Genomic DNA, 12,415 nt, shown 5'->3' with positions numbered 1-12,415 from the left:
TCTACTGACAAGTATAAGGCCCCATTGTGAATCTAAAATTGTGCTATTGTAAAGAATTCGTTAATTTTTCGGAATCATGACAATCATTTTTGTCCCGACGCCAACTTCACTTTCTACCTGAATGCGACCGTGATGCGCCTCTACTAAGTGCTTCACAATAGCAAGCCCTAAACCTGTACCCCCAGAATTCCTGCTTCGTGCACGATCCACACGGTAAAACCGTTCAAAGACACGGGCAATTTCATTCTTTTCAATTCCTATACCTTGGTCTTCAATTTCAAGAATACCGTACGTTTCATTTTCCTTTAATCGAATCGTAACGATTGTATTTTCCGGAGAGTACGTAATAGCATTAGTAATTAAATTAGTGACAATTTGAATGATACGATTCGCATCACCCATTACCTGAACATCACGTTCTATATCAACATGAAAGCTCATATTTTTCTCATCCAGACGAGGTCCAGTCAGCTCTGCTCCACGTATAAGTACATCTTGCAAGCCCATCGGCATAATATTAACGGTAAAACCATGCTGTTCAATTTTCGATAATTCTAGTAAATCCTGGATAAGCATCTGCAGACGGTTACTTTCCTTATAAATGATCTCTAAAAAAGATAGCAGCATTTTTTCATCCTTATATGCACCATCCAGTAAAGTTTCAGAAAAGCCTTTAATAGATGTAATAGGTGTACGCAATTCATGGGATACATTTGCTACAAAATCCTTACGAATCTGCTCTAAACGAACAAGCTCTGTAATATCGTGCATAACGATAACAACACCAAGCCATCGACCATGATCCCCTATAACAGGTGCTCCATACACTTCCTTATTGTACAGCTCCTGTTGGACCTCCATTTTAATTTGTTGTCGATAAGGCATTTCAGTTAGAAACACATGGTCGATAAATTGCTCCAGGGATTTAGGTAAGCCAATTGTACGAAAAACTTTCCCTTGTACATCGTCAATTTGCATACCGAAACGCTCTAAAAATACACGGTTCACGATAGATATATTCCCCTCACGTCCAATCATCATGAGGGAGCTTCCCATGTTTTCAATTAACGTTTTAAGCCTTTCCTCTTCTACCTCGCGAATCGCCGTAATATCCTGTAAGTTACGCGCTAAAATATTGATGGAGTGACTAAGTGGCATCATGCGTTCATGCTCATTTTCATGGGCACGAGCACGGTAATTTCCCTTCGCCAGTTCAAGTGCTGTATCTGTCACGTTATCAATAGGAGCAGTGAAATTTCGAATCATATAGCGACTTACAATAGCCATTAAAATAAGCGCTATTAAAAAAAGAATCGCTAGCACAACATAAAGTCGCGCATGAACAGTCGATATTAGAGAATCTGTTGCCTCAATGTTTTGAGCAGTATACAGTGCCTCTCTATCTTCTTTTGATAGTTCAATCTTTCGTTCATCTAATACTTGGTTAACGGATTCTTGCACCTGTGAACTAGCTTGCTCATTGTACTGTTCTATATAAACAGGAAAAAGCTGACCTATAACAATCATTAGGACAGCTAATATCGATCCAAGCAATAGCATGAATGTCAAGAATAAGCGGTTGCTCATTGATTTCATGTCGTCTTCGGCTCCTCGAATTTATAGCCAAGGCCACGAATTGTCTTGATGAACATCGGCTTACGGCTATTTTCTTCGATTTTATCGCGAAGGTGGCTAATGTGTACATCTACAATTCGAGTATCACCAGCAAAGTCATACTTCCATACAGCACTTAATAGCTGATCACGTGTTAAAACCCGGTTTTTATTTTCAAGTAAATAAATGAGTAGCTCAAATTCCTTTGGTGTAAATTCCAGTGCCTCATCCTGTAAAAATACTTCAAAACGCTCTGGAAAAACACGCAATTGTCCAAATTCAAACATTTTCTCTTGTGGCCCATTCTTCTCTTCTGGCACTACATTTTGTGTAAAACGTCTTAAAACCGCCTTTACCCGTGCTAACACTTCGCGCGGACTAAAGGGCTTTGTCATATAATCATCTGCTCCTAGCTCTAGACCAAGTACTTTATCGAACTCATCATCCTTTGCTGTTAGCATAATAATAGGTGTATTCATACGTTGTTGACGGATCTGTTTACAAACCTCCATACCATCAAGCCTTGGAAGCATCAAATCTAATAAAATTAAATCTGGTTGTAAGTCGATTGCCTTATCTAGACCCTCTTGACCGTCTGCGGCTGTTTCTACAAGATATCCAGCCTGTTCTAAATTATATTTCAATAATGTCGCAATCGAAAATTCATCTTCTACAACTAAAATCGTTTTTGTCATGTTTAAAGCCTCCGTTAGTGATTTGAAACCCCCATTTCAAATCTCAAGACGTCTATAAAGTAAGCGGTGGTGTCACCAGCAAAGTACCCTCAATCATAAGCTGCTTCTGCTCATTATAAGAGTGTACCGATACAGTAATTGTATTTTGCAATTTATTTACTTCTGTTACCTCTAAAAGAGTATCAAATAATTCGTAATGATAGAGCGGTTCTAAATATTTTATATGTTGCTCAATAATTCGTGCACCTGGTCCAGGGATATACTTTGACACAGCTGAAGTAATAATGCCATTTAACATGATTGTTGGTACGATTGGCTTTTGAAAAGGTGTCATCGCTGCATAATCATGTTGAATATAAAGCGGATTATTATCATTCGTAAGTCCTAAATAAAGCAGTAAATCCTTATCTTCTATCTTTTCGGTAATATGAATCTTCTCGCCAACTGTAATTTCATCAATAGTGAGACCAAGCTTACTGTTTTTTTGAAGCAAAAATACGCCAACCCCTTTTCTATCATATACCTTCATAGTATCAATTTTATTCCAAAAGTACAACGAAAAGCAGAAGAACCATTTTATCTTCATTTAGCATTTTTTATTTGTAACAAATAGAACGCGACAGCTACCATTACACCAAAGCGAAATTGATAAAAGTTTACTACCAAAACGTGGGGTTGATTTCCGTTCCAGGCTACTCGCTTTCCTGCGGGCGAGCGCCGAGCCGCTTCCTACGCTTCGCTCCGTGCAGGGTCTCGCCTGTCTCGCTTTCCCACGGGAGTCGAGTAGCCTTCCACTACAATCAGCGATAGCGTAGAATTTCTTATAAATTTATATATTTCAACGCTATAAATGTTCGCATCGAAATGTACATTTTTGTTTGTCTTAGTATGTACACTTTCTCTCAAATATTCATGTGTATGAATATTTACAACTTGACATTGAAACCTCTACTCTCATAAATATCAGCCAAAACCAGCGACTACATAGCCGAACAAGGCTATCATGCTAGCCAATCCAAGTAAAGTTGTAATATACATTGGTGAGCAAAAATGTACATTGTTATACGAGCATACTTACAAGCGCATTTATTATCGCCATGGCTACTCACCAAAATCGAACAGACATATAACAGTGACGCAATTGTAAATCTATTGCTATAGCTTCGTTAGCACTTTACTTTTACACAGACAGAACATTGCAAAGGTTTCGTTTTATCGCTTAATAGATATGTCAGAAAATACATGCTATATGAAGTGGTTGATTGGAGTGGAGGCTGGGCGACTCCTCGGGGATCAGCAATAGAGGAATGAAGGCTAAAACCATCACGTCCTGTGATAACGCCTTCGTGACCAACATCGTGTTGGCCCGAGACCCTGGAGCGAGCAACGCGAGTGAAGCGGCTCATCGGACGCCCCCAGGAAGCTTTGCTCTGTGCGAAAGCGAAGCGGCAGCAATTGTTTTATCTGTGCGTAAGCGTAGCGACAGCAACAACAAAGCGCCCAGTCGGAACGGAAATCAACCACTCGCTTTGCAAAAGAGTCATACTTTAATTAATATGACTTTAATTTCATTGACATAATAGTTTTTCAACAACATGAAATCGAGTAGGAATGAATCCTACTCGATTTCATAAACTCTTATTAAGCTAAAACTTTCATAACGTCGCGGACAGCCTCTGCCGATTTATCTAAAGCTGCTTTTTCATTGTCTGTTAAATCAAGCTCAAAGATTTTTTCTATACCATTTGCACCTAATAATGTCGGAACACCTAGATATAAATCATTGTAGCCATATTCGCCTTCTAAGTATGCAATAGATGGAAGTATACGTTTTTGGTCTTTAATGATAGCTTCCGCCATTTCAATAAGCGCCGCTGAAGGAGCATAATATGCAGAACCATTACCAAGGAGGTTAACGATTTCAGCGCCACCTTTACGTGTACGGTCTACAATCTCTTCAAGACGATCTGCTGGAATTAATGATTCTAATGGAATACCACCAGCGAATGAGTAGCGAGTAAGTGGCACCATTGTATCACCATGACCGCCTAACACAAAACCTGTGATGTCTTTTACTGAGATATTCAGTTCTTCAGCTACAAACGCACAGAAACGAGCTGTATCAAGTACACCTGATTGACCTATTACACGATTTTTAGGGAAACCAGTTTCTTTGAATACTGTGTAAGTCATTGCATCAACTGGGTTTGTAAGAACGAGGATTGTTGCATTTGGTGAGTACTTAGCAATTTCCTTAGAAACAGCTTTCATTACATCTTGGTTAATTTGAACAAGATCGTCACGGCTCATACCTGGTTTACGAGCAACGCCAGCAGTGATAATTACTACATCAGAATCTGCAGTATCTGCATAATTAGAAGTACCTTTAACATAAGAATCATAGCCTTGCACTGGTGCAGCTTCCCACATATCTAGAGCTTTACCTTTAGTTGGATTTTCAGCTTGAGGAATATCCACTAACACTACATCACCAAGTTCTTTTTGAGCCGCTAAAAATGCTGCAGTAGCGCCAGTAAAACCGCTACCGATTACTGAGATTTTTTTTCGTTTCAGAGACATTCGAATACGCTCCTTTAAAATTAGGTTATATACTTTAAAAAAGGGAGGAGAATAAATTCTCCTCCCTCGATTAAACAAGTTCATCGTAAATATTTTATTAAGCTAAGGTCAATAGAAATTTACATTTCACCCTAATTATATCGGCAGAATATACTTCCGCTTTAACTATAATTTCTATTTTAGAATAAAAAATTATAGGTTTTTGATTAATTCAGTAGCGAATTCTGAACATTTTACTTCTTTAGCGCCGTCCATTAAACGAGCGAAGTCGTAAGTTACAACTTTAGAAGAGATTGTTTTCTCTACAGATTTAGTAACCATGTCAGCTGCTTCTTGCCATCCTAAGTGTTCAAGCATTAATACACCTGAAAGTAATACTGAAGATGGGTTTACTTTATCTTGACCAGCATATTTTGGAGCTGTACCGTGAGTAGCTTCGAAGATCGCGTGTCCAGTTACATAGTTAATATTTGCGCCTGGAGCGATACCGATACCACCAACTTGTGCAGCTAATGCGTCAGAGATATAGTCACCGTTTAAGTTCATTGTAGCAACTACGTCGAACTCAGTTGGACGAGTTAAGATTTGTTGTAAGAAGATATCAGCGATAGAATCTTTAACTAAGATTTTACCAGCTGCTAAAGCGTCAGTTTGTGCTTTGTTTGCTGCTTCTTCACCTTGTTCAGCTTTAATAGCATCATATTGGTTCCAAGTGAATGTTTGATCAGCAAATTCTTTTTCAGCTAATTCATAACCCCATTTTTTGAATCCACCTTCAGTGAATTTCATGATGTTACCTTTGTGTACTAAAGTAACAGATGGGCGTTTATGTTTAATAGCGTATTCGATAGCAGAACGTACTAAACGCTCAGTACCTTCTTTAGATACAGGTTTTACACCGATACCAGAAGTTTCTGGGAAGCGGATTTGGTTAACACCAAATTCAGTTTGTAGGAAGTTGATGATTTTTTGTGCTTGTTCAGAGCCAGATTCGAATTCAATACCAGCATAGATGTCTTCTGTGTTTTCGCGGAAGATAACCATTTCAACGTCTTCTGGGCGTTTAACTGGAGAAGGTACTCCATCAAAGTGACGTACTGGACGTAAGCATACATATAGGTCAAGCTGTTGACGTAATGCTACGTTTAGAGAGCGGATACCACCACCGATTGGAGTAGTAAGAGGACCTTTGATTGCGATTAGGTATTCGTTAATTTTGTCTAAAGTTTCTTGTGGTAACCATTCACCAGTTTGGTTGAATGCTTTTTCACCAGCTAGAACTTCTAACCATTCAATTTTCTTTTCACCATTGTAAGCTTTTTCTACTGCTGCGTCGATTACGCGTGATGCTGCAGCCCAAATATCTGGACCAATTCCGTCACCTTCGATGAAAGGAATTACTGGATTGTTTGGTACATTAAGTACGCCATTTTCAACTACAATTTTGTTTGACATTGATGTTGCCTCCTAAATTCATAATCATAGGACTGTGTTTTCAGTAACACAGTCCCAAATATTCTAGCATATTTTCCGAATTAGCGCTCGCTGACTGGAACATATTTTTGCATGCCTGGTCCAACATACTCTGCACGTGGACGGATTAGGCGGTTGTTAGCATATTGCTCTAAAATATGAGCTACCCAACCAGAAGTACGTGATACTGCGAAAATTGGTGTGAATAGGTCATGATCAATACCTAAAGAATCATACACTGACGCAGAGAAGAAGTCTACGTTTGCAGGTAATTTCTTTTGTTCTACGATCATGTCATGGATTTTAACTGACATTTCATAAAGCTCTGGTTTACCAGTTAGCTCAGTTAATTTTTGTGACATTACACGTAAGTGTGGTGCACGTGGGTCGCCTTTGCGGTATACGCGGTGACCGAAGCCCATGATTTTTTCTTTGTTATCTAATTTATTTTGAATATAAGATTCAACGTTTTCAAGTGAGCCGATTTCAGTTAACATTTTCATAACTTGCTCATTTGCACCACCATGAAGTGGTCCTTTTAATGCACCGATAGCTGCAGTTACACCAGAATAAACATCTGATAATGTAGCTACACATACACGTGCTGTGAATGTAGATGCATTTAATTCGTGGTCAGCATGTAATACTAATGCTTTGTCGAATGCTTCAACTTCGATTGCTGCTGGTTCTTCACCTTTAAGCATGTATAAGAAGTTTGCTGCATATCCTAATTCTGGTTTTGGTGCAACTGGCTCTAAACCTTTACGAACACGCGCAAATGCAGTAACTACTGTTGCAATTTTAGCTTGTAAACGGATTGCTTTACGGTAGTTAGCTTCTGTATCCATAACATCCGCTTCTTCATCGAATACACCAAGTAAAGATACTGCAGTACGTAGTGCAGCCATTGGATGTACAGTTGAAAGTGGGTATGTTTTGAATTGATCTACGATTGCTTGTGGAATAGACATGTTGTCTGCCAATTGTTGTTTTAATTCAGCTAGCTCGTCCGCTTTTGGTAAACGAGTATGCCATAATAAATAAATTACCTCTTCGAATGACGCATTCTCTGCTAAATCATCAATGTTGTAACCAACATATGTAAGTGTGTCATCGATAATTGAACTGATTTTAGATTCCGCTGCTACGATACCTTCTAAACCTTTAGTTGCTGACATAAATTATCGCTCCCTCATAATATATTTTTTTGTGGTAAATGCAATTATTAGCTCGCATTTACGTTTTTTGCTCATATGAACCATTAAGTTAATCGCTTACATTGCTATTATAATCATTTTTGACAGCTTTGTGAATGAAAAACCTCCGAATAAAGAAAAAGGTGCACGAGCGATTATAAATGGGCTTCAAAGAGATTCTTTTGCATATTTCAATATTGATTTATCAATTGAAACGGGGTGAATTTGTAAAAATGAGGAATATTAAATATTTTTCATACGAAAGAACTACAAGTGCTTTGTTTTTTATATTCTATTTAGTGATATTGTGGTTCGTATTACCTGTATCACTTGCGATATTTTTGTCTTTTTCTACTTATCCTATCATAAAATTCCTTCACTCTTATTGTAAAATCACCTATTGGCTTGCAGCAATTATTGTGGAAGCACTTATACTAGCTTGCGTTTTTCTTCTCGTTATCATATCGATAAACAGTATTATTCTTGTCTTCCCTGAAATCAGAGATACATTGCAAAATTTCCCACTTTTCAATGAATATGAATCAATGTTCATTCAAGTTTTAAAGGAAAAATCGCTTTCCATTTTCGATTCAATCTTTTTATATACAGCTAATATTTTCCAACTATTCATGAAGCATGTAATTGAAGTATTTATATTCCTTGTTGCTTACTATTTCGCCCTATTGGAAACTCGCAAATCCCGATATTGGTTTTTTCAATATGTGCCAAAAAAATTCCGCAATGAATGGCAGAAGCATTTCTCTAAAATAATGCAGCTATTTCATTACTTTTTGTACGTGGAGTTTCAGCTATTCACGATTACACTGCTCATCCTTTGTGCGGGATTTATGATTCTCCAATTTGAACAAGCCATCATTAAAGCTTTTATAGTTGCATTTGCAGATGTACTTCCGTTCTTTGGGATTGGGGTATTTCTTGTACCTATGAGCATTTATTTTTACTTAAAAGGCAATACCTTTTTATGTGTAGCTATTTTACTTTTGTATCTCTTCGTTCAATTAACAAGGCAGCTAGCTGAATCCATGCTTTGGTCAAATACATTACAATTACGTACATTCCATACTTTTTTCATCAGTGCTGCCTCTATTTTATTATTTGGTTTTTACGGCATCTTACTGAGCCCTATATTTTTATTTTTGGCGGTTAAACTAAAGGATAATGCTATTTTTGAACGATGATAAATTGACCTTTTTTCATTTTTTTCCGCATCCAATAATAAAAGATTGGCTGGAACATTTTGCGAGAAAAAGGCATGAGCAGTAATAAACCAACAAGATCTGTTATAAAACCTGGTAATGCTAGAAGTACACCACCACTGAAATTTAATACTGTGTCAACTAATACTGGTCCCGGAGCTTCTCCGCGTGCTATCGTATTTTTTACCTTTTGTACAGAATTCATACCTTTATTTTTCACTATATAAATACCTATAATACTCGTAGCGACTATAAGCAATAATGTATTTAGAACACCAATATTTTGACCAATTACTATTAATAACGCCAACTCGGCTAATGCATAGACAATGAAACCAAGAAAAACTTTTCTCATATTTTTCTCCTTTCTAGCTAAAAAAAGCTATACCTTATATACGTTATTATAGCCCAATAAGTTTCATTAAAAAAACAATGGGTCCTATTTAAGAGATGACGACGCTATTCTTTTTATAGTAAATCTCGTTCCATGAGAGAAAGGGAATAATTTTTATTTAGTAAAGTAAGTTTAAACTAGGCAAAATTAGCTCATCACCATAACGCGGGGTTGATTTCCGTTCCGGCTGGGCGCTTTCCTGAGGGCGTCCAGCCTCCACTCAAATCAACTTATACACACGACATACTTTTTAACAAAATGTCATCCCTAGATTTCGTTGAAAGACCGCAATTACTTCTTTACTATAAGAAAAGCTCTAGTGCAAATAAGTTGCACTAGAGCTTTTTATTATAGATTAAAGAACACTTGCATGCCCTTTGTAAATAACTCCTGTTTCAGCATCCATTGTAATTTCTTGACCGTGGCGAATCAATGTAGTGGCTTCTTTTACCCCGACGATAACAGGGATACCAAGGCTTAGTCCTACAACCGCTGCATGACTTGTTAGCCCGCCCTCTTCTGTAATCAAACCAATACAATTTTCAAGTGCTGGCATCATATCACGATCGGAACCAACCGTTACTATAATGCATCCGTCTGTGTCATAAGCTAGTGCCTCTGCTGCATTTTTAGCAACAACTGTTTTACCTACTACAGAAGCTTTACCGATTCCTTGACCACGAGCTAATAAATCGCCGATGATGTGTACCTTCATTAAGTTAGTAGTACCTGCTTCACCTACTGGTACACCTGCTGTAATGACAACTGCATCACCATGCGTTACAAATCCATGTTTCAAGCTTTCATCAACAGCTAGCTCTAAAATTTCATCTGTTGTCGTAACTCGTTGACAAACAACTGGGTTCACACCCCAAACTAGTGTTAATGCGTGAGCTGTATTAGCTGAACCTGTTACAGCGACAATCGGTACACCAGGACGATATTTTGCAATCATTCTAGCTGTGTTACCACTTTCTGTTGGTGCAAGTACTGCCTTTACGCCTAAGTTAATCGAAGTGTATGCTACTGCCTGAGAAATCGCCTCAGTCATATTTGCCTCTTTTTCACGACTACGTGTAGAGACGATTGCCTTATAGTCTAATGAATTTTCTGTACGCAGTGCGATTTTATTCATTGTTTGTACGGACTCTACTGGATAAAGCCCTGCTGCAGTTTCACCAGAAAGCATAATTGCATCTGTACCATCAATAATTGCGTTTGCTACGTCACTAGCCTCTGCTCGTGTCGGACGTGGATTACGCTGCATCGAATCTAGCATTTGTGTAGCTGTAATAACTGGTTTACCTACTTGATTACATTTTAAAATTAATTTCTTTTGTACAAGTGGTACTTCTTCTGCTGGGATTTCTACACCGAGGTCACCACGTGCTACCATTAATCCATCTGAAACTAAGATGATTTCATCGATATTATCGACACCCTCTTGGTTTTCGATTTTCGGGATAATTTGAATGTGGCTACCGCCATTTTGTTCAAGTAATTCTCGAATTTCTAGTACATCCTTTGCTCGACGAACGAACGAGGCTGCAATAAAGTCAACACCTTGCTTACTACCGAATAGAATGTCCTGTGCATCTTTTTCTGTAATTCCAGGAAGTTGTACAGAAACACCTGGAACGTTAACACCCTTTTTATTTTTTAAGACACCTGAATTTTCTACAATCGTATGAATAAGACCTTTTTCCATATCTTTTGCTAATACGCGTAGTTGAATTAGTCCATCATCTAATAAAATAATGGAGTTTTGTTCAACGTCTTCGATTAAACGATCATACGTTACAGAGAAGCTTGACTCCGTTCCTTCCACTTCAGTCATTGAAATATCAATGACTTGCCCTGCTGCTAAATGCAATTCTCCGTTTTTCATATTGTGTGTACGAATTTCAGGGCCTTTTGTGTCGAGTAAAATCCCAACTGGTTTCCCTAATTTTTGTGCTACTTCGCGAATTAAATTAATACGTACTTCATGCTCCTCATGGGAACCATGCGAAAAGTTTAAGCGGGCAACATTCATACCTGCTTCAATTAGTTTCTCTAAAATTTCTGGTGACTCACTTGCTGGACCAATTGTACATACGATTTTTGTTTTTCTCATTTTCTGCCCACTCCGTTTTTATAACAAATTATATTGATAGTTCTTTCATTAAAGTATATAAGCTTACATCTGCCTCATGATTTTTTTCGAAAGCCTCAGGCATATCATAGTCAATCACTTGATGATTACGGATACCTACCGCCCTGCCAGACTTTCCTTCCATTAGCAATTCAACTGCATGTGCACCAAATTGACTCGCTAGAACACGATCACGCGCAGTAGGTGAACCACCACGTTGGATATGTCCAAGAACAGAAACACGCGTTTCTTTTCCTGTTTTTTCATATAATAGCTTTGCCAATTCGTTACCAGACATGACACCCTCAGCGACGATAATAATGCTATGCTTTTTCCCGCGAGCTGCACCACGGTCTAAGCGTGCCACAATATCATCCAAATTATAATCTTCTTCTGGAATTAAAACTGTTTCAGCTCCAGCTGCAAGACCTGCCCATAAAGCAATGTCCCCTGCATCTCGCCCCATCACCTCAACGATAAAGGAATTTTCATGGGAAGTTGCTGTATCGCGGATTTTATCAATAGATTCCACAACCGTATTTAGTGCAGTATCGAATCCTATCGTATACTCGGTTCCTGGTACGTCGTTATCAATTGTTCCTGGTACGCCAACAACAGGAAAGCCTTTTTTCACTAAATCCATAGCTCCACGGTAAGAACCATCACCGCCAATAACGACTAGTCCTTCAATGCCAGCTTCACGCATATTGTCAATGCCTCGCTGCTGAACAGCGTCTTCTTTAAATTCGGGACATCTTGCAGAATTTAAATGTGTACCACCACGTTGAATAATGCCACCTACCGAACCTAAATCAAGATTTTCCATACTTCCTTTTATTAAGCCATCATAGCCGTGCTTAATTCCGACAACATCAATTCCATGATATGCTGCCTTACGAACGACTGCACGAATAGCTGCATTCATTCCTGGCGCATCTCCACCACTTGTTAATACCGCAATTTTTTTCATTGTCGAACCTCCTGCAGATACTATTATTATTCACATTAACATGAAAAAACAAACTATGTAAGGGTTCTGAGGCTAGAAAAACATAACTTTTACATAAAAAATAAAAAGAATGCGCTTTCACACACTCTTTCTAGTCAAAAAC

Annotated in this window: 11 protein-coding genes; 1 reads left to right on the top strand and 10 read right to left on the bottom strand. The window is 38.2% G+C overall.

Annotation, left to right across the window (positions count from 1 at the left end; all coding sequences use genetic code 11):
• Positions 1-60 precede the first annotated feature (60 nt).
• From pnpS to citZ, 7 genes are all read right to left on the bottom strand, one after another.
• Entirely contained in the window at positions 61-1,596 is a 1,536-nt protein-coding gene (pnpS, locus tag ACIQ7T_RS02440) for a two-component system histidine kinase PnpS (RefSeq protein WP_402868388.1), read from the bottom strand.
• Positions 1,593-2,309: a response regulator transcription factor gene (locus ACIQ7T_RS02435; protein ID WP_370075669.1), complete on the bottom strand. Its 717-nt coding sequence runs from the start codon at positions 2,307-2,309 to the stop codon at positions 1,593-1,595. Before ACIQ7T_RS02435 ends, pnpS begins: the two co-directional genes overlap by 4 nt.
• Positions 2,310-2,361: 52 nt before the next feature.
• Complete coding sequence (locus tag ACIQ7T_RS02430; protein WP_402868386.1) at positions 2,362-2,802, bottom strand: MaoC/PaaZ C-terminal domain-containing protein; 441 nt, start codon at positions 2,800-2,802, stop codon at positions 2,362-2,364.
• A 673-nt stretch (positions 2,803-3,475) separates the two neighbouring features.
• Positions 3,476-3,715, bottom strand: coding sequence for a hypothetical protein (locus ACIQ7T_RS02425; protein ID WP_402868384.1), 240 nt, complete (start codon positions 3,713-3,715; stop codon positions 3,476-3,478).
• A gap of 235 nt (positions 3,716-3,950) precedes the next feature.
• Complete coding sequence (gene mdh, locus ACIQ7T_RS02420; RefSeq protein ID WP_370075673.1) at positions 3,951-4,889, bottom strand: malate dehydrogenase; 939 nt, start codon at positions 4,887-4,889, stop codon at positions 3,951-3,953.
• 192 nt (positions 4,890-5,081) lie between these two features.
• Positions 5,082-6,344, bottom strand: coding sequence for an NADP-dependent isocitrate dehydrogenase (gene icd / locus ACIQ7T_RS02415; protein WP_370075675.1), 1,263 nt, complete (start codon positions 6,342-6,344; stop codon positions 5,082-5,084).
• A gap of 80 nt (positions 6,345-6,424) precedes the next feature.
• Positions 6,425-7,540, bottom strand: coding sequence for a citrate synthase (gene citZ, locus ACIQ7T_RS02410; protein WP_370075677.1), 1,116 nt, complete (start codon positions 7,538-7,540; stop codon positions 6,425-6,427).
• A 251-nt stretch (positions 7,541-7,791) separates the two neighbouring features.
• On the opposite strand from citZ, the gene ACIQ7T_RS02405 reads away from it, so the two are divergent.
• The gene (locus tag ACIQ7T_RS02405) at positions 7,792-8,757 is read left to right on the top strand and encodes an AI-2E family transporter (RefSeq protein WP_402868381.1); all 966 of its coding nucleotides are present in this window, start codon (positions 7,792-7,794) and stop codon (positions 8,755-8,757) included.
• On the opposite strand, the gene ACIQ7T_RS02400 is transcribed toward ACIQ7T_RS02405, so the two are convergent.
• From ACIQ7T_RS02400 to pfkA, 3 genes are all read right to left on the bottom strand, one after another.
• A complete protein-coding gene (locus ACIQ7T_RS02400) occupies positions 8,741-9,130 on the bottom strand; it encodes an FxsA family protein (protein ID WP_402868379.1) in 390 nt (129 codons plus the stop codon). The two genes, ACIQ7T_RS02405 and ACIQ7T_RS02400, sit on opposite strands and share 17 nt — an antisense overlap.
• A gap of 394 nt (positions 9,131-9,524) precedes the next feature.
• Positions 9,525-11,285: a pyruvate kinase gene (pyk, locus tag ACIQ7T_RS02395; protein WP_370075683.1), complete on the bottom strand. Its 1,761-nt coding sequence runs from the start codon at positions 11,283-11,285 to the stop codon at positions 9,525-9,527.
• A 28-nt stretch (positions 11,286-11,313) separates the two neighbouring features.
• Positions 11,314-12,273: a 6-phosphofructokinase gene (gene pfkA / locus ACIQ7T_RS02390; RefSeq protein ID WP_370075685.1), complete on the bottom strand. Its 960-nt coding sequence runs from the start codon at positions 12,271-12,273 to the stop codon at positions 11,314-11,316.
• Positions 12,274-12,415 lie beyond the last annotated feature (142 nt).

Origin of the sequence: Lysinibacillus sp. NPDC096212 (genome assembly GCF_044763105.1) — a bacterium.
Taxonomy (GTDB): Bacteria; Bacillota; Bacilli; order Bacillales_A; family Planococcaceae; genus Lysinibacillus.
The sequence above is the reverse complement of the archived record's forward strand: the minus strand, read 5'-3'. Positions and strand labels throughout refer to the sequence as shown.